Here is a 23,108-nt window from a genome sequence, read left to right as displayed (position 1 = left end):
GGCGGCCGTCGAGGAGGGCATCGTCGCCGGCGGCGGCGTGGCGCTCATCCAGGCCGGTGCCGGCCTGTTCGAGGGCCTGGGCCTGGACGGTGACGAGGCCACCGGCGCCAACATCGTCAAGGTTGCGCTGGAGGCCCCGCTCAAGCAGATCGCGGTCAACGCCGGCCTCGAGGGTGGTGTCGTCGCGGAGAAGGTGCGCGGACTCAACCCGGGCGAGGGCCTGGACGCGGCCACCGGTGAGTACAAGGACCTGATCAAGGCCGGCATCATCGACCCGGCCAAGGTCACCCGTTCGGCGCTGCAGAACGCGGCCTCGATCGCGGCCCTGTTCCTCACCACCGAGGCCGTCATCGCCGACAAGCCGGAGAAGAACCCGGCCCCGGTCGGCGGCGACCCGTCGGGCGGCATGGGCGGTATGGACTTCTGAGTCCGTCCCACCCCGCAGTACCCGCACGTCACGCAGGGGCGGCACCCGATTCCGGGTGCCGCCCCTGCGGCGTTCCGCGCGAGCTCAGAGCAGCGTGACCGCGCCGAAGAAGAGCAACGGCACCACGTAGCCGAGCAGGCAGATGCCCAGCCGGGTAGCGACCTCGACCCGGGTGGTGGCCCGCTTGCCCCAGATTCCGAAGACGACGGGCACGAGCAGCGTCGCGAGAGAGGCCGCGACGAGGAACACACCGACCGCGGCGCACCGGTCCGCCGCGGCGCTCGTGCCCGAGTCGTAGCACAGGGCGAACAGCGAACCCGCCACGACGCCGAAGAAGGCGGTGAACAGGGAGAGCGGGATCATCAGAGCCAAGGCGATCCAGTACAGGACACCGCCCCGGGGAGCCGGTGCGGTGGTTTCCTCCATGATCCGACTGTAGGAGCCGCGCGCTTGCCTCGGCTTCGCGGCGATCACGGGCAGCTGCTCCCGCACGAACGATCCCGCCGGACGCGACCGAAACCCGCCCGGATCAACCCCGGGTGGCCGGATGTGTGGACGAGACCACCGCTGAGCCCCCCGGCAACCAGCGCCACCTCCGTAGCAAGCCCCCCAGGGGGCGCTGGTGCGGTGGCCTCGTCCACGTCCCCAAAGTTAGCGAGCACGCCCGCCTCCGGGCCCCCGGAGAACTACGGGGATCGGCCAGTAGATCTACGGAACCGCGCCCACCCGCGAACGAACGGCACACCCGCCCGAGAGGCCCGCGCAACCGGTCACCCGTCCACCCGGGGAACGGGCACGACCGACACCCGAGCAGTCCAGGTTCGGCGCGGTCCATCCGGGCAGCCGGCACGGCGCGGTCGCGCCCTCTGTGAACGGCACGGCGGTCCACTGGATCCGCTCGAACGGACCGCTCGTCCGGGCAGCAGCCCGGCGCGGCGGGCTCGCGTCCACCGGGCCGACACGGCGACGCCCGTCGCGACGAGCGGTCCCCTCGTCCACGAGATCCGCATGTACGGACCGGCCCCACCCCACCCTTGAACGCGGCACGGCCGTTCCGTAGATCCGCACCACCGGACCGCCCGTTCGCCTTCGCACCCAGCCGGGCCCGCCCCCTTTACCAGACCTCCGCATGGCGCTGGTCTTGACTCCGTCCGGCGGGCCGAGTCATGCTGGAAAGCGGTTACCAAGCCTGTCCGGAAAGCGCATCCCCGAATTCCCGCCGCTTTTCCGTCACGCCGTACATGGAGGTACATCGTGATCAGACGTGGTACGGGACGACGTCGGCTCGGTCTGGGCCTGGCGGCCGCAGTGGTGCTGGGATTGGTCGGGTGCGGCGCGCCAGGCGCGCAGCAGGCCGGCGGGGCCGACGAGGTGGTCACACCCGTGAAGCCGACCAGTCCGATCACCCTCACCCTGCTCGACGGCGCGGGCAACGTCACCGTCAACCGGGCGATCTACGACAACTTCGCGAAGGCACACCCCGAGCTGGTCTCGAGCATCAACTACCAGTCCGCGCCCGCGCCGGACGTAGCCGGCAAGGTCCGCGCGCAGCAGTTGGCGGGCACGGTGGACATCACGGTGGTCGTCGGCGGCACCGACGTGATGGGCGCTGCGCGCACCGAGAACCTCATGATGCCGCTGCTGCCCAACTACGCCGCCAGCCTCCCCGACCTCTCTCAGGTGTTCGACGCGAGCGGCACCGAACTGCAGGAGATGTCGGGCGGATTCGGCATCGTCAACCGGTACAACCCGGCAGGTCCGCTGCTCGCCTACCACCCCGACCAGGTGGCCCAGCCGCCCACCACGCCGGACGCGCTGCTGGCGTGGGCGCGGGAGAACCCGGGCCGGTTCACCTACGCCCAGCCGCCGAACTCGGGCCCCGGCCGGACGTTCATGATGTCGCTGCCCTACATGCTCGGCGACAGCGATCCGTCCGACCCGGAGAACGGCTGGAGCAAGACCTGGGCCTACCTGCGCGAGCTGGGCCGCTACGTGAGCTCCTACCCACCGAGCTCGACGATCATGAACCAGCAGTTCGGCTCCGGGCAGCTGCAGGTCATCCCGACGATCGTCTCGATGGACATCAACAGCCGCCGGGACGGCACGTGGGCTCCGACCGCGCAGGTGGGACTCTTCACCGACCAGCAGTGGATCACCGACGCCCACTACATGATGGTGCCGAAGGGCGTCACCCCCGAGGCGCTCTACGTGGCGCTCGAGTTGATGAAGTGGACGCTGCAGCCCGACCAGCAGGCGCTGACCTACGCCACCGGCTCGCTCACCACGGCGAACAAGAACGTCACGGCCGCCGACGCCACGCCCGAGGGCCGGGCGCTGCTCCAGCAGTGGGGCAGGCCGGACTTCTACCCGCAGGCACTGACCAGCGGGGAGACCCACGCGTCACTCGCACCCGAGAAGCAGGTGCAGGCGTTCGAGATTTGGCAGCGGGAGGTCGGCAGCCATGTCGGCAACTGACCGCCTCCCGGCGGCCGGTTTCGGTTCCCTGCAGATGCGTCAGGTGTCGCGCTGGTACGGGAAGACGGCGGCACTGACCGACCTGGACCTCGAGCTCGCCCGCGGCGAGTTCGTGGCGCTGCTCGGCCCGTCCGGCTGCGGCAAGTCCACGGCGCTCGCCTGCCTCGCGGGCCTGCAACCGCTCACCACCGGCTCCATCTGGCGCGACGACAAGCGCATCGACTCCCTGCCTGCCGACAAGCGCGGGTTCGGGATGGTGTTCCAGAGCTACGCGCTGTTCCCGCATCTCACCGTGGCGCGCAACGTCGAGTTCGGGCTCTCCATGCGGAAGGTTCCCCGCGCGGAACGGCGCAGGCGTGCCCAGGCCGCGCTCGATCTCGTGCAGCTCGCCGACCACGCAGCCAAGCTCCCGTCACAGCTGTCGGGCGGCCAGCAGCAACGGGTCGCGATCGCCCGCGCGCTCGCGATCGACCCGGAGATCGTGCTCATGGACGAGCCGCTGTCCAACCTGGACGCCGCGCTGCGTATCGAGATGCGCACCGAGATCAAGCGGCTCTACCAGGAGCGGGAGCTGTCGGTCCTCTACGTCACCCACGACCAGGAGGAAGCGCTGTCGCTCGCCACCCGGCTGGTGGTGCTGCGCGGCGGGAGGCTCGAGCAGAGCGGGACGCCCGAACAGGTCTACACGCAGCCGGCGAGCGCGTACGTCGCAGGCTTCATGGGCTACCGCAACATGATCACGGCGCGGGTCGAGCAGGTGGAGAGCGATCCGCGACAGGTCTGCGTCGTCGCCGGCGACCTGCGGCTGCGCGGCACGGCCGAACCGGCAGCCGGGCTGCGAGCAGGCTCCGAGGTGGTGGTCGCGGTCCGGCCCGAGGACATCGTGCTCGGCGGAGCCGGGGTGAACGACGTCGCCGCGCTCGCCGAGGTGGTCGAGTACCACGGGCGCGAGCTGGCCGTCCGCGCTCGCACGGAGCAGGGCGTGGTGCTGCACTTCCGCACCGAGAAGCCGGTGGCGGCAGGCGCGCGCATCACGCTCGGCGCCCCCGAGGAGCGGGTGCTCGTCTTCCCCGCCGAGCGGCCGGCGGAGGTGCTCGATGACGCTCACGGCTGAGCCGGACTCCCGGGCCACCACGCCGTCGGCCCGGCCGCCACAGCCGCTGCGGCACCGGCTGGCAGAACGCGGCGTCGACTGGACCCTGCTGCTGATCCTGCCTGCAGTGCTGATCATCGCGGCGCTGTTCCTCTACCCGTTCGGCTACGGCCTCTCGATCTCCTTCCAGCCGCTGCGGGGTAGCGACCCCTTCGCCAACTACACCGATTTCTTCGGCGACCCCTACCTGCGCGACTCCATCTGGAAGACGCTGCGGCTGGCCGTGCCGGTGGCCGTCCTGAGCGTTGCGGCCGCCGCACCGCTGGCGTTCCGGATGCGCCGCGACTTCCCGGGCCGCCGCTTCCTGACGCTCGTGGTTCTCCTGCCGCTGACGTTCGGTTCCGTGCTCATCGCGCAGGGGATGGCCCAGGTCTTCTCGCCGACCGGGTGGATCAACCTGCTTCTGGGTTCGCTCGGGATCCCCGAACAGCAGTTCATCTACAACTACACGGGCACGTTCATCGCCACGCTGCTCGTGAGCATCCCGTTCGCGTTCGTGATGCTCATGGGCTTCTTCGGCGGGATCGACCGCTCCATCGAGGACGCCGCGGCCACCCTCGGCGCGGGCCGGGCCGCGCGGTTCTGGCGGATCATCATGCCGCTGGCCACCCCTGGCCTCATCACGGCGTTCACGTTGTGCCTGGTGGAGGCGTTCGCCGTGTTCCCGTCGGCGATTCTGGTCGGCCAGCCCGACAACGCCACCCACGTGCTCACGCTGCCGATCTACCAGGCGGCCTCCCAGCGCTCGGACTACCCGGCGGCCGCGGCCATCGCGGTGGTCATGACCGTGCTGGAGCTGGTGATCCTCGGTGTCCTGATGCTCCTGCGCAACCGGCTCTACCGCGGCCCGGCGAGCGGGGGCAAGGGATGACCACCCTCGATCTGCCGGCGACCGCGCCGCCCGCCCGGCCCCGCCGCGAGTGGCCCACGCTCACCGCCGTCATCACATGGGTGGCCGCCGGGTGCTTCGTGGCCGTGATCCTCGGGGTGCTGGCATCGGTCGTCGTCCAGTCGTTCTCCACGACGTGGCGAGGCGGCTGGTGGCCCGACGGTCTCACCGCCACCTGGTACGGCAGGGCCTGGTCGAGCACCGGCATGTCGCAGGCGCTGGTCAACACGGCACAGGCCGGGATCGCGGTCGTCGTGATCGCGCTGCTGGCCGGTGTGCCGGCCGGCTACCTGCTCGCCCGGCGTGCGTTCCCGGGCCGCTCGGTGGTCATGCTGCTGATGCTGCTGCCGATCATCCTCCCGCCGATGACGTACGCGGTGCAGCTCGCGGCGCTCATGTACCGCGTCGGGCTCGGGGGCTCGATGACGGCGGTGGTGCTCGTGAACCTCGTGCCGACGCTCCCGCTCGTCGTGCTGATCATGGTGCCGTTCGTCGAGCAGATCTCGCCGGACGTGGAGAACGCCGCGCGGGTGTTCGGGGCCAACAACCGGCGGCTGTTCACGCGGGTGCTGATCCCGTTGCTCCTGCCCGGGATGCTGGCGGCCGGGATCCTCGTGCTCGTCCGCACGCTCGGCGCGTTCGAGCTCACGTTCTTCGTCTCCGGCGCCGACACCCAGACGCTGGTCGTCGCCCTGTTCGGCGCGATCTCCGACCCCGGCGGCGTCCCCATCTCACTCACGGCGGCAATGGCGGTGACGTACATGCTCGTGGCCGTCCTCGGCCTCGCCAACAGCCTCCGCTTCGTCACTCCATCCCAGGCCATCCGCCAGCGGCACCGCTGAATCACAGGGAATCAACCCGAGGAGTTCGTGCACATGCCAGACGGCAGGAAGCAGTACCGGGTCGCCATCGTGGGGACGGGCGCCATCGCCGGCGGCCGCCACATCCCCGCCATCCAGGCGCAGGACGGTCGCGCGAAGGTCGTGGCTGTCGTCGACGTGGACGGCGACCGTGCGGCGGCCTTCGCCGCCGAGTGGGGTGTGGAGCACAGCTACACCGACCTCGACACGATGCTCGCGGCCGACCAGCCCGACCTGGCGATCATCTGCACCCCGCCCTCCGTCCATCACGCCGGCGTGCAGGCCTGCCTGCGTGCGGACGCCTGGGTGTGGTGCGAGAAGCCACCGGTGCTCTCCCTGGCCGAGTACGACGGCCTCATGGCGGACGAGCGGGACGGCGGCCCGTACGTCGGGTACGTGTTCCAGCACCGCTTCGGCTCCGCGGCCCGCACGCTGCGCGAGCACATCGCGGCAGGTGCCCTGGGGCGCCCGCTCGTCGGGATCTGCCACACGCTCTGGTACCGCGACGACGCCTACTACGAGGTGCCGTGGCGCGGGAAGTGGGAGACCGAGGGCGGCGGCCCCACGATGGGGCACGGGATCCATCAGATGGATCTCATGCTGTCGTTGCTCGGCGACTGGCGCGAGGTCCGCGCGATGATGGGCACGCTCGACCGCCGGATCGCCACCGAGGACGTCTCGCTCGCCGCGGTGTCGTTCGAGTCCGGTGCCCTGGTGTCGGTCGTCAACAGCGTCCTGTCGCCGCGCGAGGTCAGCTACCTGCGCTTCGACTTCTCCGAGGCCACCGTCGAGGTCTCGCATCTCTACGGGTACGACAACTCGCACTGGACCTGGACGCCCCTGCGCGGCGTCGCCGAGGAGCGTGCTGCCGGGTGGCTCCCCACCACGGACGTACGCAGCTCCCACAACGTGCAGCTCGCCGAGTTCCTCGACTCGATGGACCGCGCGGAGCGACCGGCCGTCAGCGGCGCGGACGGGCGGCGCAGCCTGGAGCTCATCACGGGCCTGTACCAGTCAGCGATCACCGGCAGCCCGGTCAACCGGGCAGAGCTGGAGCCGGGCAACCCCTTCTACACACAGCTCGACGGCGGCGGGCGCTACTCGGCAGGCATCACCGCGGGGGTCACTCGATGAACGCGCTGACCGTCACGCACGAGCACGGCATGCGGATCGACGTCGCGGTCGGCGAGGTCGAGATCGCGAGCTACGTCTACGGGCCCGGGGTGGCCGCCTTCGAGGCGCCCAAGCCCTACATGCACCCGATGCGCACGCTGTCCGGCGCGCTCGTCTCGGCGTACCGCCCGCACGACCACCGCTGGCACAAGGGCGCCCAGATGACCTGGTCGCACGTGTCGGGCCAGAACTTCTGGGGCGGCAACACCTACGTGCACGGGCGCGGCTACGTGCCGCTCGACAACGTCGGCGCGATGCGGCACGACGGGTTCGACATCATCGACCTGACCGGCGACGAGCTCACGCTGCGCGAGACGCTCACCTGGGTGGCCTCGACGGGCGAGCGCTGGGTGGCCGAGACCCGCACGCTGCGCTGGCACGGCGTCGACGTGGCACGCGGCATCTGGGCGCTCGACTTCGCCACACAGCTGCGCAACATCCGCGGCGAGGAGCTGGAGCTGGGCAGCCCCACCACCCATGGGCGGACGAACGCCGGCTACACCGGGTTCTTCTGGCGCGGCCCCCGTGGCTTCACCGGCGGTGAGATCATCACGGCCGGCGGCGGTGGCGGGCCCGAGACCATGGGCACCAGCGACTCCCCGTGGCTCGCCTACACCGGGAAGAACGACGACGTCGACGGCGGCTCCACGCTGCTCGTCCTCGCCGGCTCGACCAGCCACGGGACGATCACCTGGTTCGTCCGCAACGACCCGTTCCCCGCGGTGAACCCCTCACCCGCCTTCGACAAGGAGATCACGCTCGCCGACGGCGAGACGCTCGCGCTCCAGCACCGTCTGGTGGTCGCCGACCGGATCTGGACGCGCGAGGAGATCGAAGGCCTCGCCGTGGAGCACGCCCTGTGAGTGGCGCCCTTCCCGAGTTTCCCGGTGCGGTGGGGATCAGCGCGCTGCGCGTCTACCCCTGGGAGGCGGCCGACGGGCTGTGCGGGGGCTCGCCGCACATGCATCTGTGCTGTTCCGAGTGCTACGTCGTGGTCGGGGGCAGGGGCAGGCTGCAGACGCTCACGGCGGCCGGGTTCACCGAGTCGCCGTTGCGGCCCGGGGACGTCGTCTGGTTCGCCCCCGGCACGATCCACCGGGCCGTGAACGACGGCGACCTGAACGTCATGGCGCTCATGCAGAACAGCGGGCTGCCGGAGGCGGGCGACGCAGTGCTGACGTTCCCCCCGGCCCACCTCACCGACCGCGCCACGTACGAGCGTGCGAGGTCGCTGGCAGGCGCGGGCGGGGAGGCGTCGCCGGAACGCGCGCGGGCCAGGCGTGACCTGGCGGTCGAGGGTTTCGCCGAACTCACCCGGCGGACGGCCGCGGGGGACGGCACCGCGCTGGAGGAGTTCTACGCGTCCGCCGCGGCGCTGGTCCGGCCCCAGATCGAGGAGTGGCGGGCGCGCTGGACGGAGGGAGCGGCCGCGGCGAGTGCACGAACCGGCGAACAGCTGGCCGCGCTGGCCGGTGGCGACCACTCCCACCTGAGGGACGCCACCGTGGCGCGGATCGAGCAGCCTGCGGCCACCACCCTCGGGATGTGCGGCTACCTCTCCCCCTACGATCCGGTGCGGATAGCAGCTGCTGAACCCGAGGCAGCACGCTGACCCGCACGCCACCTACTCCAGCAGGGGGAATGCGCTTTCCTATCATGGGGTGACCGGTACGCTCTGCAAACAGAGATCTCGGGCCGCCCGGCACTGGTCGCCGGCGCATTTCCCGCGCGAACCGCCCCATCCGTGGTCCGGCCCCGATGTCGCAGTGCAGGAGGCAGGCCATGAGCGACCGCGTCACCAACGCGTCGGTCACGCTTCTCGATGTCGCCCGCGCCGCCGGGGTTTCCCTGGCCACCGCGTCGCGCGCGCTCAACGGCAGCACCCGCAGGGTCCGTCCCGACCTGCGCGAGCGGGTGCTGGAAGCGGCCGAGGCCCTGCAGTACTCCGCCAACGCGCAGGCCCAGGCGATGGCGCGGGGCCACACCAACCTCGTCGGGCTGGTGATCGGCGACGTCGGCGATCCCTACTTCTCCTCGATCGCAGCCGGCGCCATCAGGGCGGCCGAGGGCCACCAGCTCGTCGTCACGATGGCCTGCACGTTCGGCCGGGAGGAACGCGAGATCGACTACGTCGCGGCACTGCGCAGCCAGCGGGCGCGCGCCGTGATCGTGGTGGGAAGCCGGGTGTACGACCGCGAGCTGACCGAGCGGCTCGGCGCCGAGGTGCGATCGTTCGAGCAGTCCGGCGGCCGGGTCGCGTTCATCAGCCAGCGCAAGATCGCCGCCGACACGGTCGTCCTGGAGAACCGCGCGGGGGCCCGGGCGCTCGCGGAGGCACTGTGCGCCCGCGGCTACCGCCGCTTCGCCATACTCGCCGGCCGTGCCGACCTGCTGACCGCGCGCGACCGCTGCGCCGGGTTCCGCGAGGGCGCCGCCCGCTGCGGGGTGCAGATCGGCCAGGACGTCACCGCACACGGCGGGTTCACGCGCGACGGCGGCTACGACGCGATGATCGACGTTCTCGACCGCAGCCTCGACGTGGACTGCGTCTTCGCGGTCAACGACGTGATGGCGCTCGGTGCGATGGCAGCGCTGCGCGATCGCGGGATCGCGGTGCCGTCGGCGATGGCCGTGGCCGGGTTCGACGACATCGTCACACTGCGCGACGCCACCCCGGCCCTGACCACCGTGCGGTTGCCGCTCGAGGACCTCGGTGCATGGGCCCTCGACCTGGTGCTCGGCCCTGCCGCCGACCAGCCTCGGATCCGCCGGGTGCGCGGAGAGGTGATCCTGCGGGAGACCACACCCGAACGCATCCCGGTCCCGTGAGCCCCTGAACCGCGACCCGCGGATCTCAGGGCGCGTCGGTCTCGGGCGCGATCAGCCACACCGCGGCGTAGACCACCACCGGCACTCCCGCACCGATCACGGTGAGCGCCACCATGCCGACACGCAACAGGGCCGCGTCCACGTTGAGGCTCTCGGCGAGCCCGCCGCACACACCGGCGAGCATCCGGTCGGTGCGGCTGCGGCGCAGGCGGAACGCCGGCCGCGCGGCCCGCGGCGGCTCCGCGAGAGGCGGCTGACCCGCGAAGGGCGGTTGCTCGGTGAAGGGAGGCTGGTCGGCGTCAGGGGTGGTTCGGGCGGTGGCCGGGTCGGTGATCTGCTCCATGGCTTCGAGCCTGCCGCCGCGACCGGCTCCCTGCCTCGGGGAACGCACCGGATTCCGACCCTGAACCCGGCCCTGAGCCTGCTCGGGGCAGGCGGCGCTCCACCTGGCCCGAAACCTTTCGAACGACATATCCGCTGCGCGTTCTTCGTCGATTTCCTGGAGGCCGCCCGCAGGCCCTGAAGATCGGCCTCGTGCTATCGGGCGTGCTAGCGTCGCCGCTGGAGCTCCGTCGCCGTAGCCAGCTCGAAGTCGCCGGGCCGATCGCCATCTCGTCGGCGCGACCACCGCTCCTACCATGGGTTCGTCCACGGTGATCGAGGAGGAACGGTGCAGGCCGCCGGCCCTGTCGGGTTGCTTTCGGAATTCGTTCCTGCCTCATTCCGAACGGCCTGCAGCAACGGAGCAACTTTGCGGCTGATGACCACGATTGTGCAGGCGCCGGCAAAAGCGAACCTGGGCCCTCTCGACACTGCCGGGTCGGCCCCGGCCGGCACCACATCCGATTCCGGCGACATGAGGAGAGAACGACCGTGACCACCCCGACGACGAAGACCGTGGCCCTGCTCGGCACCGGCATCATGGGTGCCGGCATGGCGAGGAACATCGCCCGGTCCGGGCTCGCCCTCACGGTGTGGAACCGTGACGCGAAGAAGGCACGCCCCCTCGCCGATGACGGCGCGACCGTGGCCGACGACCCGGCCTCCGCGGTGGCCGGAGCGGACGTCATCGTCACCATGCTCTTCGACGCCGCGTCCGTGGAATCGGTGATGGAGCAGGCATTGCCGTCCGCCGCGAAGGGGGCGATCTGGGTGCAGTCGAGCACCGTGGGGCTCGACGGTGCGCTGCGCCTGGCCGAGATCGCCGACCGGGCCGGCGTCGACTACATCGACGCCCCGGTTCTGGGCACCCGCCAGCCTGCCGAGGAGGGCAAGCTCCTCGTGCTGGCCGGAGGGCCGGAGCGCCTCGGCGACGCCGTGGCGCCGGTGTTCGACGCCATCGGCTCCCGCACCGTGTGGGTCGGCCCCCGCCCCGGCGACGGCCACCGGCTCAAGCTCGTGGCGAACTCATGGGTGCTGAGCATCATGGGCGGCACCGCGCAGGCCATCGGGCTCGCCGAAGGGCTCGGCGTCGACCCCCAGCAGTGGCTCGACACCATCGCGGGCGGAGGCCTGGACTGCGGATACGCCCAGATCAAGGGCCGCGCGATGATGTCAGGGGACTACTCCACGTCGTTCACCACCGCCGGTGCGGCCAAGGACGCCTCACTCATCGCCGACGCGCTGCGCGGAGTGGGCGCCGAGGACAACATGATGCGCGCGCTGCAGCACCAGTTCGCGGCGGCTGCCGACGCCGGCCACGCCGAGGACGACATGGCGGCGGTGGTGGAGGCAGTGCGCCACCCGCGATCGTCCTGACGCGACGGCTCTCCGGCTCAGCCGACGTCCGGTACGGCGGGCCCGAGGAGATCGTCGGCGTCGACGATGCGGTAGGCGTAGCCCTGCTCCGCGAGAAACCGCTGCCGGTGGGCGGCGTAGTCGGTGTCGAGGGTGTCGCGTGAGACCACCGAGTAGAAGTGCGCCTGCCGGCCGTCGCCCTTCGGCCGGAGCAACCGGCCGAGCCGCTGGGCCTCCTCCTGCCGGGAGCCGAACGTGCCCGACACCTGCACGGCCACGCTGGCCTCGGGGAGGTCGATCGAGAAGTTGGCCACCTTGCTCACCACGAGCACCGGCAGCTCGCCCCGGCGGAAGGAGTCGAACAGCGCCTCACGCTCCTTGTTGCGCGTGGAGCCCTGGATGACGGGGGCACCCAGCACGCCGCCGAGCTCGTCGAGCTGGTCGAGGTAGGCGCCGATCACGAGCGCGGGCTCGCCGGGGTGCCGGTCGAGGATCGCCTTGACGACGCTCACCTTGGTGTGGGCGGTGGAGGCCATCTTGTAGCGCTCCTCGGCGTCGGCCACGGCGTAGCCCATCCGCTCCGCCTCGGTGAGCGTGACCCGTACCTCCACACAGTCCGCGGGGGCGATCCAGCCCTGCTGCTCGATGTCGCGCCATGGCGCGTCGTAGCGCTTCGGGCCGATCAGCGAGAAGACGTCGCCCTCACGCCCGTCCTCACGTACGAGCGTGGCGGTGAGCCCCAGCCTGCGCCGGGACTGCAGGTCGGCGGTCATCCGGAACACCGGGGCGGGGAGCAGGTGCACCTCGTCGTAGATCACGAGGCCCCAGTCGCGCGAGTCGAACAGCTCGAGGTGCTTGTACTCGCCCTTCGTCTTGCGGGTGATCACCTGGTAGGTGGCGATCGTGACCGGGCGGATCTCCTTGCGCTCGCCGGAGTACTCGCCGATCTCGTCCTCGGTGAGCGAGGTGCGCGCGATGAGCTCCCGCTTCCACTGGCGTCCCGACACGGTGTTGGTGACGAGGATCAGCGTGGTGGCCTTCGCCTGCGCCATCGCCGCCGCACCCACCAGCGTCTTTCCCGCGCCGCACGGCAGCACCACCACCCCGGAGCCACCCGCCCAGAAGCCCTCGACGGCGTCGCGCTGGTAGTCGCGCAGCGTCCAGCCGTTCTCGGCCAGGTCGATGGGGTGCGCCTCGCCGTCGACGTAGCCCGCGAGGTCCTCCGCAGGCCAGCCGATCTTCAGCAGCGCCTGCTTGAGATGTCCGCGTTCGGACGGGTGCACGAGCACCGTGTCGTCGTCGATGCGGGCCCCGAGCAACGGGGAGATCTTCTTCTGCCGGAGCACCTCCTCCAGCACCGCCCGGTCCAGCGCGACCATGACCAGCCCGTGCACGGGGGAGTTCGTGAGCTGCAGGCGCCCGTACCGGCCCATCGTGTCGACGACGTCGACGAGCATCGGCTGCGGCACCGCGTAGCGGGAGAAGCGGACGAGCGCGTCGACCACCTGCTCGGCGTCGTGGCCCGCGGCGCGCGCGTTCCACAGCGCCAGCGGGGTGACCCGGTAGGTGTGGACGTGCTCGGGCGCGCGCTCCAGCTCCGCGAAGGGTGCGATCGCCGAGCGCGCCTCCGCGGCGGCCGGATGGTCGACCTCGAGCAGCAGCGTCTTGTCGGATTGGACGATGAGCGGCCCGTCGGTCATACGTGTGGTACTCCTCATGAAATCCGGCCCATGGCTGGGCCGGACCGGATCAACGGTGGGCGTGGGCGACTGATCTGATCGGGGGAACGCCACCCGCCCGGCCTCGGAGAAAGGGTCGGCGTCTACTTCGGTTATGCTGTGCCGGCTCTGTCCGAAAGTGCACGTGTGCCACCGCGATCGTACCGGGTCCCGGCGGTCATCGCCCTTCCCCAGAGGGCGCGTGTCGGAGCCGGCGGAGCGCGCATGATGCGGGCCGGAACACCCGACCAGCCCGCCCCCAACATGAAGGCGCGACGGATCGACCCGATGCTCATAGCAATGCTCCCCGGGCCTGTGACCCGATCCCGGCCACCCACCGCCCCTGGACTGCAGCTCAGCTGGTCCGGGCTCGCGGCCGATCATCAGCGCGTGCCAGAGTTCACCCGATCTGCGCAGGCAAGCGTCAGGGGGACGTTGACGTGACCAGCACCGAGACCGGACCAACGTGGTCCGAGCGGTTCAACCCGCGTAACTGGACGCTGGCCTGGAAGCTGGTGATCGTCTGTCTCATACCGGCCTTGCTGGCGTTGGCCCTGGGTGTCCTCCGGGTGTCCGACCAGGCCAGCCAGGCCGCTGAGCTGGGCCGCAGCAGCCGGCTCCTCGAGGTGGCGCAGCAGGTCTCCACCACTGCCGACGCCCTGCGCGCCGAGCGTCACGCGTCCACCCTGTTCGCCGCGGGCAACCGCACGGACAACCGGGCCGCGCTCGAGGACGGGTTCCGCCAGACCGACACCGAGATCGACCAGATGCTCGCGGGTGTCCACGGCACGAGCGAGCTCGAGGTCACCACCCGCAGCGCCCTCCAGAAGACCGAGCGCGAGCTGCAGACCCTCGCTCCCCTGCGCACCGACGCCGCGCAGAACGTCGCCATCGACTTCGACCAGATCAACACCCGCTACACCGCGGTGATCGACAGTGTCGACATCCTCGGCCGGGCCCTGCTGCGGCAGCTGAGCACGCCCGGCATCGGAGGGCTGCCCGACGCCCTCACCGCCGTCATGAACATCACGGAGCAGCTGGCCGCTCAGCACACGGAGCTGGGAGCGGCCATCAAGAGCGGCAGGCTCCGGCCGCAGGACTCCGAGGCAGCCACCGCCGCCGACAGCCAGCTCACGGCCGCCGCTCGCGAGTACTCCTCAGCACTCACCCTGGGTGTCGTCGGTAACCCGCTCGACGAGACGGCCAACACGCAGCGCGTGAACCTGAAGGAAGCGATCCTCAGGACGCCCGCCAACAGGACGATCCCGGTCTCCGCAACGGAGTGGGATGCCGCCTACGTCGACGCGGACGCCGCGGCCGACCGCGCCTCCACCCGTATCCGCAAGGCACTGTCCGCCTCCAGCGCGGCGGCCGAGGAGCGGGCGAGCAACGAGGCCGGTCTCAACTCGGTGATCCTGATGCTCGGTCTGCTGATCGGCGCCACGATCGCAGTGCTGGTCGCCCGGGCTCTGCTCCGGTCGCTGCAGATCCTGCGCACCACCGCACTCGACGTCGCCGAGCGGCGGCTGCCGCAAGCGGTCGAGGGCATGCGTGCAGGCGAGACGCCCGACGTGGAAGTCGACCCGGTGCCACTGGGCGGCCGAGACGAGGTGGCCCAGGTGGCCCGCGCGTTCGACGCGGTCCACGGGCAGGCGGTCCGCCTGGCGGCCGAGCAGGCGGCACTGCAGTCCAACGTCAGCGCGATGTTCGTCAACCTCTCCCGCCGCAGTCAGGCGCTCGTCGAGCGCCAGCTGCAGCTCATCGAGCAGCTGGAGAGCAACGAGCAGGACCCCGACCAGCTGTCCAACCTGTTCCAGCTCGACCACCTCGCCACCCGTATGCGGCGCAACAGCGAGAACCTGCTGGTTCTCGCAGGCACCGACCTCGCCAAGCGCAACATCGCGCCGATCCCGATGGTCGACGTGCTGCGTGCCGCGGTGTCCGAGGTCGAGCAGTACCAGCGCATCGTCGTGCAGGCCCCGCCGTCGGTCACGGTCGTCGGCCGGGCGGCGTCCGACCTCGTCCACCTCCTGGCCGAGCTGCTGGACAACGCCACGAGCTTCTCCCCGCCCGACTCGCAGGTGGTCATGAGCACCGCCCGCACGGGCGACGGCTCGATCGTCGTCGAGATCGCCGACCGCGGCGTCGGCATGGTCGACCACGAGCTCAACGACGCCAACCAGCGCCTCAGCGGTCCCGCAGGCGTCGACGTCTCGGCGTCCCGGCGCATGGGCCTGTTCGTGGTCGGTCGCCTGGGCGCCCGCCACGGCATCAGCGTGCGACTCAGCACCTCGTCCGCCGGCGGTCCCGGTGCGGGCCTCACGGCCTCGGTCACCGTCCCCGGCTACCTCATCCCTTCGTCCAACGAGCCGGCGGAGATCCAGCGCCCGGCCGCGGCGATTCCCACCCGCACCAACACGCTCACGGCGCAGCGTCCGGGCACCAACGGCACGGTTCGTCCGGGATCGCTCTCGGCGCTGGTCGCGGGCACAGACGGTCCGGCCAACCCGGCTGGTGTCTTCGACGCCCCGGCCGGCCACGACGGGCAGCTGTTCGCCCCGCAGCCGCCGCCGGTGAACGGCTCGCTCGGAAAGCTGCCCACCAGGCGGCCCGGGCAGTCGGTGCGACCCGACGGGCCGAACCCCCCGCCCCCATCCAACAACCGGCCGGATCCTGCAGAGCAAGCCGCAGCCGACCAGGCCAAGGCGGAGCAGCAGCAGATGCAGCTGCAGAGGGCCCGGGAGCTGGCAGCGAAGGCTGCAGCCGACGCCGCGAAGATCGCCGAGCAACAGCAGCAACGGCGGGAGCAGCAGCGCTCCCAGCAGCCGCCTGGCTCGCAGAACACCGGGTCCTACCGCAACGGGGTGCAGCCCGACTCCGCTCGTTCGTTGTGGGGCACCACCAGCGAGACGGCCGCGCTCAACGGGTACACGCCCAGCGAGCCCGCCACCTCCAACGGCAGCTCGCACGCCGCCACCTCGCCGTCCACACGCTCCGAAGATTCCGGATCGACCAGCCGTCAGCAGCCGGCCACGAGCGGTGAGCAGAAGGCCACGACGGGATCATCGAGCGGCGATCAGGACCCGAAGCCGGGCGAGGACAAGACGCCCGACGAGATCCCGTCCGCACCGCCGACCGGTGCCTTCCCTGCCGACACGATGTTCAGCAGTGAGGCCCAGCCGCAGCGGGGAACGCCCACCCAGGTGCCGCCCTCGCCGCTGACGATGCCGATGCCCATCCTCGGTCGCAGCAACCCGCTGCCGCCGCCACGGCACACCAACCCGCGGCCCGAGCAGCAGCAGTCCATTCCGCGACCGTTCCCGCAGGGCCCAGGGCAGCGTGGCCAGCAACCCACCCAGCCCGCTCAGCCCACGCAGTCGGGGGCGCAGGCAGCCCAGCAGGCTCAGCAGGCACAGGCCGCGCAGCAGGCACAGGCTGAGGCCGCTCAGGCCGCGGCCGCACCGTCGCCCGGCGAGGCGGACGAGCTGTTCGCGCCGAGTGTTCCGGTGATCGCAGAACCGGCACCCGCGGCGCCGAACTCCCGCAAGGAGGAGTTCGACCTCAGCGAGACCACGCCGATCTTCGAGGAGATCGCCTCGGCGTGGTTCCGCTCGAACCGGCCCATCCCGGTCAACTGGCAGACGGAGCAGGGCGGCGCAGGGCGGCCGTCGCAGCAGCGTGGCTTCCGTCCACCGGCGCCGCACCCGCTGTCGGCGCCTGCTCCGGCACCGCACCCGCTGGCGGCCCCTGCTCCGGCACCGGCGCCCACTCCGCCCCCGGCGGCAGCAACGCCGCCGCCGGCTCCGGCTCCGTTGCCCAAGCCCGTTGCGCCGCCGGCACCCACTCCGCCACCGCCCCCGCCGTCGGCTCCGACCCCGCCGCCTGCTCCTGCACCCACCCCGGCACCTGCTCCCGCGCCTGCTCCGACCCCGGCACCGTCGGTGTCGGCCCGGCCGGCGCGGCCGGTCACGGAGAAGCCGGCCACGCCGGAGCCCGCTGCTCCCGCACCTGCCTCCGCATCCGCGTCCGCGTCCGACCAGGAGTTCGCGAGCCTCGCGGACGAGGGCTGGCGTGCGGCGAGCAGCGTGGGGGCCGAGCAGGCCGACGAGATGACGGCTGCCGGACTGCCGAAGCGCCGCCCACGGGCGCGCCTCGTTCCGGGCAGCGCAGGATCTGCGGTGCTGGCACCGCCGGTCTCCTCAGCGCGTAGCGCGGAGACCGTCCGGGGCCGGCTCGCCAGTTACCAGCACGGCGTCCGTCAAGGCCGCGAAAGCCGATTGCGCGGCGGCGGCGGGGCAGACCCGGGTTCAGAGGCCAACGGTGGTACTAAGCCCACCAACGCTGGTGTCAATCACGACGAGGAGTCTTCATGACGGCGCCACAGACGCAGCCGAGCCGCTTCGGGTGGCTGGTCACCAACTTCGCTGAGCGCGTGCCGGGTGTCGCCCACGCGATCGTGGTGTCGGCCGACGGACTGCTGCTCACGGCGTCCGACCGGCTGCCCCGCGACCGTGCCGACCAGCTTGCTGCTGTGTCGTCCGGGCTGGTCAGCCTCACGCAGGGTGCGGCCCGCTGCTTCGACGCCGGTGGCGTCGTGCAGACGGTCGTCGAGATGGACCGCGGGATCGTCCTGCTCATGTCCATCAGCGACGGCTCGTGCCTCGCCGTGCTCGCCTCGCCCAGCTGCGACATCGGCCTCATCGGCTACGAGATGACGTTGCTCGTCGACCGCGTCGGCCAGCTGCTCACCCCCGAGCTGCGCGCCGAGCTTCAGGGCTCCTTCGGCGGCTTCTGAAGCACCAGCACGACCACCAGGTACGACCCCCGGTTCGCAAATGATCGGTAGGAAGGCAGGTGAGTCCGATGACCTCCGGTCCCGACGACGAGCGCCGGCAATCCTCGGAGCCAACTTTCGCCGACGTCATGAACGGCTTCAGTTTCGACTCTCGCCGTTCGCCGCGCCGCCGCAAGTGGGGGCGCCGGCGAGGCGCCGACGTCGAGCTGAACGACGACGTCCCTACCGAAACGGAGCAGCCGGGGGGCAATACGACCCCGCCGCCCCCACAGGTCCGACCAGGACCACCGACGGCTCCGATCGACTTCCGCAACCTCGAGGCGGAGGAGATCAGCTTGGGGATGGGTGCGGCGGCGGTTCGGCCCTACGCCTGGACCCGTGGTCGAACAAAGGCCAGCATCGATCTGGCCATCGAGACTCTCGTGTCCACCAGCCAGCGTGGCCGGGATCAGATAGGCCTGTTGCAGGTCGAGCACCGAACCGTGGCGGAACTGTGCGAACAGGTTCGCTCGGTCGCCGAGGTCGCCGCGCTCATGTCGCTTCCGCTCGGGGTTGCCCGGGTGCTACTCAGCGACATGGCAGGCCTCGGAATGGTGACCGTGCACCAGACCGCGAGCAGCGCCGGCAACATGCCGGACCTCGCTCTGATGGAAAGGGTGTTGAGTGGACTCCGTCGGCTCTAGTTACCCAACTGACGGGTCGCCCCCTCGCTCAGCGTCGGCGTTGACCAGTCAGTCGGGGGGATTCGGACAGCAGATGATCGCCACCGCGGCGACAATTTCGGCCAAGATCGTGGTAGCCGGTGGCTTCGGCGTCGGTAAGACCACCTTCGTCGGCTCGGTCTCGGAGATCGTTCCGCTGACCACAGAGGCCGTCATGACCGAGGCCAGCGCCGAGGTCGACGATCTCGCGGCCACTCCCAACAAGGTCACCACCACGGTGGCCATGGACTTCGGCCGCGTCTCGCTCGACTCGGAGCTGATCCTCTATCTGTTCGGCACCCCGGGCCAGCATCGGTTCTGGTTCATGTGGGACGACCTCGTGCGCGGTGCGATCGGCGCCGTCGTGCTGGTCGACACCCGCAGGCTGGCCGACTCGTTCGCGGCGATCGACTTCTTCGAGGACCGCGGGCTGCCCTATGTCGTGGGCCTGAACTGCTTCGACGGGCTGCTGCAGCACCGCATCGAAGACGTTCGGGAGGCCATGTCGATCGACCCGTCGATCCCGATCGTCAGCTGTGACGCCCGCATCCGGCAGTCCACCAAGCAGACGCTCATCGCGCTGGTGGAGCACGCCATGCAGCACCGGATGACCGCAGGCGCCCGCTGATCCATCGGCAGGCACTCCGGCGCCCCGGCGCTCTGCCCGGTTCCGCCCACTGAGAAGTGGGCCACACCGGGGAGACGCGCCGGGGCGTTCTGGCTGTACTGGATCTGCGGGTACCGCGCAGGTACCACGAGTCCGGGTACGGCTGGGGGCAGCGTGCACGAGGAACCGTTCAGGCTCGGCCGTGAGTTCTTCCAGGACCCACACGCGACGTACCGGGATCTCCTGACGGAGGGGCGCGTCCGGTACGCCTCGCTCTCCCCCGCGTTCGGCTTCTGGCTCGTCACCCGCTACGCCGACGCCAAGGCGCTCCTCTCGGACCCACGGCTGAGCAAGGACAGTGCCCGGGCGAAGGAGCTCTTCGCGGAGGGCGCAGGCCAGGTCTACGGGTTGGATCTCTTCGCCCACATGCTCCAGACCGACCCGCCCGGCCACACCCGCCTGCGCAGGCTCGTGAACAAGGCGTTCACGAACCGCGCTGTGGCCGGGCTGCGTCCGCGGATCGAGCAGATCACCGACGGGCTCCTCGACGACCTCGCGGCGGCCGGCCGGGCCGATCTGATCGAGTCGTTCGCCTCGCCGCTGCCGATCGCGGTGATCTGCGAGATTCTCGGGGTGCCGGCCGACGACCAGGCCAAGTTCCGGTCATGGGTCCTCCCCTTCGTCGCGGCGGCGTCCCCCGACGACGTGCGGACCGCCGACGAGGAGATGAGGGCCTACCTCACCGCTCTCATCGCGGAGAAGAGGTCCGAACCCACGATGGACCTGCTCTCCGACCTGGTGCACGTGTCGGACCAGGGCGACCAGCTGAGCGGGCCCGAGCTGTTGTCGATGGCGTTCCTGCTGCTCGTCGCCGGCTACGAGACGACCGTCAACCTGATCAGCAACGGGATGCTCGCCCTGCTGCGGCATCCCGACCGGCTGGCGGCTCTGCGGTCCGACCCGTCCCTGCTGCCGGAGGCGGTCGAGGAGTTTCTGCGCTACGACGGCTCCCTCAACCTCGCAACCCTGCGGTTCACCACCGAGCCCGTACGCGTGGATGAGGTCGAGATCCCCGCAGGCGAGTTCGTCCTCATCTCCTTCCTCGCCGCGAACCGCGATCCTCGGCAGTTCCCCGACCCGGACCGGTTCGACATCACCCGCGGCACCGGCGGCGGGCACCTGGCCTTCGGCCACGGCATCCACTACTGCGTGGGCGCGCCCCTGGCGCGGTTGGAGGCACAGGTCGCCATCGGGCGGCTGCTGGACAGGTTCGGCACGATCGAGCTCGACGGCGATCCGGCCGATCTCCGGTGGCGCAGGAGCCCCGTCATGCACGGACTCGAGAGGCTGCCGATCCGCGTCGGTTCCTGATCCCGTTCAGGAGCCGTCCGGAGAGTCCTCGATCAGTGCGATGCTGGTGATCCGGTGCAGCGGCACGCGGTGCAGGCCGCCGTCCACCGTGTCCCGGCCCTCCACCACCCCGCCGCCAACGCTCATCGGTTCGAGGACCTGTTCCCCGGCAACACCGTGCCCGTCCACGAACCCGATCCAGACGCTGCGGCGAGCGGCGACGGCCGAACGGAGCAGGTCGGGGATGCGCCCGTTGTTCGTCGCAGGCGATGTGACGTCCCGCCGGATTCCGGCCAGCGCGTCCCCGGCCCGCATCCGGGACACGAGGGCGGCGAGCTGCTCGGTGCCCGGCTCCGGTGGCGCGCCGTTGCGGCCCAGCGAACGGCGGCGGGGCGCCGTCCGCCTGCCCCGGTCGGAGAGGTCGAGAACGGCGCCGCCGGTGTCCTCGGCAGCGGGACTGAAACCGGCCGCCCGCAACCCGTCGAGCAACTCGCCGAGTGACAGCGGCGAGACCACGACCGTGGGCGCGATGCGGCGCAGCTCCAGGGTGACGCTGTCGGGATGCGCGAGCACCTCCGCGATCAGCACGGCGTCGTCGGACCGGAGGAACGACGACGCCACACCACCGCGCAGCCGTCCGTGGCGGCGGGCGACGTCGTCGATGAGGTACGTCAGGCCCTGAGGCACGGGGGTGGCCGAACGTTTGGCGAGCAGCTCGTGCAGCTCGGTGGCCGTGCGGCCGGCGTCGAGCGCACGGCGCACCGTGGCATCGGTGAAGCGGAAGACAGTGGCCCCGCCTGCCGACTCCACCTCGGCGACGAGGCCGAGCTCCGCAGCCAGCTGTGGCTCCAACGGTCCAGGCGCGACGGCGGTCAGATCCGCCTGCAGGAGTATGTGGTCGACGGGCTCGGGCAAGGCCGCACGAAGAGCGGCGACGAGCCCGCCGGGATCGTCGAGAAGCACCCGGCCCGGTGTGGACATCGCGTCCAGCGCGACGACACCGAGCACCGTGGCCTCGGCGAGCGCCCAGTCCACCACCTCGTCACGCAGCCGGCCCCCACGCCGGGGTGCGCGCCACGCGAGGACATCGCGCAGCGCGGCCGCGGAACCGGGCGCAACGCCGGGCGGCAGCTCGGCGAGCCCCGCGAGCACGCGGCGCCGGTCGCGGGGAGCGAGCGGGCGCCGGACCGCATCGGACAGGGCCGAGATCGGGCGCCCCGCGTCGTCCTTGCGTCCGACCAGCCCGGGCAGTCGCGGCAGATCCAGCCAGGTGCGCGCGATCAGCGACCAGCGCAGCTCGGGGCCGCCCGCCGCCCAGACGTCGGCGTTGGTGGTGGGCACCCAGTCCGGCGCCACCCCGTCGCTCTCCCCGAGCAGATCGGCGGCCACCGCCAGCTCGACCAGGAGCGCGGCCATGCTCTCGTCGGTGTCCATCTCCTTCGCCGCCCGCCGCAGCTCGCGCACGCCGAGGCCACCGGAGCGCAGCACGGGCGGCGGGGTGCGCCCCCAGAACGCGACGAGCAGCTCGAGCTGGCGGAGCACGCCCAGGGCCGCTCCACCCGCGGTGCGGTCCACGGCGTCCGCCCCGCGGTCCCTCGCCCCGATGTCGGGCGGCGTGACGGGGACCGCGCCCAACGGCCGGTCCCCGCGTAGGGCGAGGCCCACCTGCCGCGGTAGCTCGACCGTCTCGGCGTCCACCCGCACCAGCAGGCCACGGGCGAGGAGCCGCCCGACCGGGCTCTCCGGATCAGCCCCCGCCCGGCTGCGCCCGATGGGCGGCCCGGCCGCCAGCGCTTCGAGCACCCGGCGCTCGTCGGGCGCCACGGAGGCGAGCAGCTCAGGCAGCTCCGAGGACGCCGCCAGACCCGCGGACTCGCGACCGAGCCCACCGGGATGGCGCGGTACCACGTCCAACGCAGCAGGAACGAGCGACAGCTCCTCGTCCGGCCCCCAGACGAGTGCGCGGTCGCGCAGCGCCCTCAGCGGGCGGCTGACAGCAGCCTCCGACAGATCGGGGCCGAGCAGGCGGCACAGCTCGCTGAGCGACGTCGGCGCGCTCTCGGCGCCGGCGACGACGAGAGCCTCGAGGACGGTGAGCGTGAGCCTGTCGAGATCGTCACACGCACGGTGGACGGATGCCCGGATGCCGGCCCGGGTGGCCAGCACGGTGAGATCCGCGGGTGGCGGCACGGCCAGGTCCGGGCGCAGCCGGAGCAGAACCGCGAGCATCTCGTCGTCCTGGGCGCGCAGCCAGTCGACCAGCGGTGTGGGCATCCCCACTACGGTAGTCGGCGCGCCGACGAGGACGACGCTTGTATCAGGTGTCGCTCCCACCCACCGGTCCCCCACCACCGCGTCCCGTACGGGATAATCGACCGTGACGCGCGAACCACG

General features: G+C 71.4%; 19 protein-coding genes. 15 read left to right on the top strand and 4 right to left on the bottom strand.

Annotated elements, in window-relative coordinates:
- On the top strand, positions 1–427 hold a 427-nt coding region (locus tag MMF94_RS15080), incomplete at its 5' end, for a TCP-1/cpn60 chaperonin family protein (RefSeq protein ID WP_277398734.1).
- Between the two features lie 84 nt (positions 428–511).
- Here MMF94_RS15080 and MMF94_RS15075 read toward each other — a convergent pair.
- Positions 512–853, bottom strand: a complete 342-nt coding sequence (locus MMF94_RS15075) for a hypothetical protein (protein ID WP_241037098.1) — start codon at positions 851–853, stop codon at positions 512–514.
- 828 nt (positions 854–1,681) lie between these two features.
- Here MMF94_RS15075 and MMF94_RS15070 point away from each other — a divergent pair.
- The 8 genes from MMF94_RS15070 (at position 1,682) to MMF94_RS15035 (ending at position 9,806) form a co-directional block, all read left to right on the top strand.
- Positions 1,682–2,902 carry an extracellular solute-binding protein gene (locus tag MMF94_RS15070; protein ID WP_241037096.1) on the top strand — a complete coding sequence of 407 codons (1,221 nt, stop codon included), beginning with the start codon at positions 1,682–1,684 and terminating at the stop codon, positions 2,900–2,902.
- Complete coding sequence (locus MMF94_RS15065; protein ID WP_241037095.1) at positions 2,889–4,016, top strand: ABC transporter ATP-binding protein; 1,128 nt, start codon at positions 2,889–2,891, stop codon at positions 4,014–4,016. The genes MMF94_RS15070 and MMF94_RS15065 overlap by 14 nt, the downstream gene beginning before the upstream one ends.
- Positions 4,000–4,926, top strand: coding sequence for an ABC transporter permease (locus MMF94_RS15060; RefSeq protein ID WP_241037093.1), 927 nt, complete (start codon positions 4,000–4,002; stop codon positions 4,924–4,926). The genes MMF94_RS15065 and MMF94_RS15060 overlap by 17 nt, the downstream gene beginning before the upstream one ends.
- Positions 4,923–5,786, top strand: a complete 864-nt coding sequence (locus MMF94_RS15055) for an ABC transporter permease (RefSeq protein ID WP_241037092.1) — start codon at positions 4,923–4,925, stop codon at positions 5,784–5,786. Before MMF94_RS15060 ends, MMF94_RS15055 begins: the two co-directional genes overlap by 4 nt.
- A gap of 33 nt (positions 5,787–5,819) precedes the next feature.
- Positions 5,820–6,938 carry a Gfo/Idh/MocA family protein gene (locus tag MMF94_RS15050; RefSeq protein ID WP_241037090.1) on the top strand — a complete coding sequence of 373 codons (1,119 nt, stop codon included), beginning with the start codon at positions 5,820–5,822 and terminating at the stop codon, positions 6,936–6,938.
- Complete coding sequence (locus tag MMF94_RS15045) at positions 6,935–7,840, top strand: DUF6807 domain-containing protein (RefSeq protein WP_241037088.1); 906 nt, start codon at positions 6,935–6,937, stop codon at positions 7,838–7,840. Before MMF94_RS15050 ends, MMF94_RS15045 begins: the two co-directional genes overlap by 4 nt.
- Complete coding sequence (locus MMF94_RS15040) at positions 7,837–8,589, top strand: cupin domain-containing protein (protein ID WP_241037086.1); 753 nt, start codon at positions 7,837–7,839, stop codon at positions 8,587–8,589. The genes MMF94_RS15045 and MMF94_RS15040 overlap by 4 nt, the downstream gene beginning before the upstream one ends.
- A gap of 170 nt (positions 8,590–8,759) precedes the next feature.
- Positions 8,760–9,806, top strand: coding sequence for a LacI family DNA-binding transcriptional regulator (locus tag MMF94_RS15035; protein WP_241037084.1), 1,047 nt, complete (start codon positions 8,760–8,762; stop codon positions 9,804–9,806).
- A gap of 25 nt (positions 9,807–9,831) precedes the next feature.
- Here the strand turns inward: MMF94_RS15035 and MMF94_RS15030 are convergent, their stop codons facing one another.
- On the bottom strand, positions 9,832–10,149 hold the full coding sequence (locus MMF94_RS15030) for a PspC domain-containing protein (protein ID WP_241037082.1): 318 nt from the start codon (positions 10,147–10,149) through the stop codon (positions 9,832–9,834).
- Between the two features lie 530 nt (positions 10,150–10,679).
- Here MMF94_RS15030 and MMF94_RS15025 point away from each other — a divergent pair.
- A complete protein-coding gene (locus tag MMF94_RS15025) occupies positions 10,680–11,564 on the top strand; it encodes an NAD(P)-dependent oxidoreductase (RefSeq protein ID WP_277398733.1) in 885 nt (294 codons plus the stop codon).
- Between the two features lie 17 nt (positions 11,565–11,581).
- Here the strand turns inward: MMF94_RS15025 and MMF94_RS15020 are convergent, their stop codons facing one another.
- Entirely contained in the window at positions 11,582–13,243 is a 1,662-nt protein-coding gene (locus MMF94_RS15020) for a DNA repair helicase XPB (protein WP_241037080.1), read from the bottom strand.
- A gap of 458 nt (positions 13,244–13,701) precedes the next feature.
- On the opposite strand from MMF94_RS15020, the gene MMF94_RS43360 reads away from it, so the two are divergent.
- The 5 genes from MMF94_RS43360 to MMF94_RS14995 all read left to right on the top strand — a co-directional run bounded on the left by MMF94_RS43360 (position 13,702) and on the right by MMF94_RS14995 (position 20,735).
- Complete coding sequence (locus MMF94_RS43360; protein WP_277398732.1) at positions 13,702–17,634, top strand: nitrate- and nitrite sensing domain-containing protein; 3,933 nt, start codon at positions 13,702–13,704, stop codon at positions 17,632–17,634.
- Positions 17,631–18,056, top strand: coding sequence for a roadblock/LC7 domain-containing protein (locus MMF94_RS15010; RefSeq protein ID WP_169397043.1), 426 nt, complete (start codon positions 17,631–17,633; stop codon positions 18,054–18,056). Before MMF94_RS43360 ends, MMF94_RS15010 begins: the two co-directional genes overlap by 4 nt.
- A gap of 341 nt (positions 18,057–18,397) precedes the next feature.
- A complete protein-coding gene (locus MMF94_RS15005) occupies positions 18,398–18,739 on the top strand; it encodes a DUF742 domain-containing protein (protein ID WP_241037078.1) in 342 nt (113 codons plus the stop codon).
- A 73-nt stretch (positions 18,740–18,812) separates the two neighbouring features.
- Positions 18,813–19,385: a GTP-binding protein gene (locus MMF94_RS15000; RefSeq protein ID WP_241037077.1), complete on the top strand. Its 573-nt coding sequence runs from the start codon at positions 18,813–18,815 to the stop codon at positions 19,383–19,385.
- A 153-nt stretch (positions 19,386–19,538) separates the two neighbouring features.
- Positions 19,539–20,735, top strand: coding sequence for a cytochrome P450 family protein (locus tag MMF94_RS14995; protein ID WP_241037076.1), 1,197 nt, complete (start codon positions 19,539–19,541; stop codon positions 20,733–20,735).
- Positions 20,736–20,741: 6 nt separating this feature from the next.
- On the opposite strand, the gene MMF94_RS14990 is transcribed toward MMF94_RS14995, so the two are convergent.
- Positions 20,742–22,988 carry a helicase-associated domain-containing protein gene (locus MMF94_RS14990; protein ID WP_241037074.1) on the bottom strand — a complete coding sequence of 749 codons (2,247 nt, stop codon included), beginning with the start codon at positions 22,986–22,988 and terminating at the stop codon, positions 20,742–20,744.
- Positions 22,989–23,108: the final 120 nt, after the last annotated feature.

Source organism: Pseudonocardia alaniniphila (assembly GCF_022524485.1).
GTDB lineage: Bacteria > Actinomycetota > Actinomycetes > Mycobacteriales > Pseudonocardiaceae > Pseudonocardia > Pseudonocardia alaniniphila.
Note: the sequence above shows the minus strand (reverse complement) of the source record. Positions and strands in the feature narration are given on the sequence as shown.

Coding starts and splice junctions, on each gene's coding strand:
- MMF94_RS15075 (WP_241037098.1), bottom strand. CDS start 853: ATGGAGGAAACCACCGCACCGGCTCCCCGGGGCGGTGTCCTGTACTGG.
- MMF94_RS15065 (WP_241037095.1), top strand. CDS start 2,889: ATGTCGGCAACTGACCGCCTCCCGGCGGCCGGTTTCGGTTCCCTGCAG.
- MMF94_RS15060 (WP_241037093.1), top strand. CDS start 4,000: ATGACGCTCACGGCTGAGCCGGACTCCCGGGCCACCACGCCGTCGGCC.
- MMF94_RS15055 (WP_241037092.1), top strand. CDS start 4,923: ATGACCACCCTCGATCTGCCGGCGACCGCGCCGCCCGCCCGGCCCCGC.
- MMF94_RS15050 (WP_241037090.1), top strand. CDS start 5,820: ATGCCAGACGGCAGGAAGCAGTACCGGGTCGCCATCGTGGGGACGGGC.
- MMF94_RS15045 (WP_241037088.1), top strand. CDS start 6,935: ATGAACGCGCTGACCGTCACGCACGAGCACGGCATGCGGATCGACGTC.
- MMF94_RS15035 (WP_241037084.1), top strand. CDS start 8,760: ATGAGCGACCGCGTCACCAACGCGTCGGTCACGCTTCTCGATGTCGCC.
- MMF94_RS15030 (WP_241037082.1), bottom strand. CDS start 10,149: ATGGAGCAGATCACCGACCCGGCCACCGCCCGAACCACCCCTGACGCC.
- MMF94_RS15020 (WP_241037080.1), bottom strand. CDS start 13,243: ATGACCGACGGGCCGCTCATCGTCCAATCCGACAAGACGCTGCTGCTC.
- MMF94_RS15010 (WP_169397043.1), top strand. CDS start 17,631: ATGACGGCGCCACAGACGCAGCCGAGCCGCTTCGGGTGGCTGGTCACC.
- MMF94_RS15005 (WP_241037078.1), top strand. CDS start 18,398: ATGGGTGCGGCGGCGGTTCGGCCCTACGCCTGGACCCGTGGTCGAACA.
- MMF94_RS15000 (WP_241037077.1), top strand. CDS start 18,813: ATGATCGCCACCGCGGCGACAATTTCGGCCAAGATCGTGGTAGCCGGT.
- MMF94_RS14990 (WP_241037074.1), bottom strand. CDS start 22,988: ATGCCCACACCGCTGGTCGACTGGCTGCGCGCCCAGGACGACGAGATG.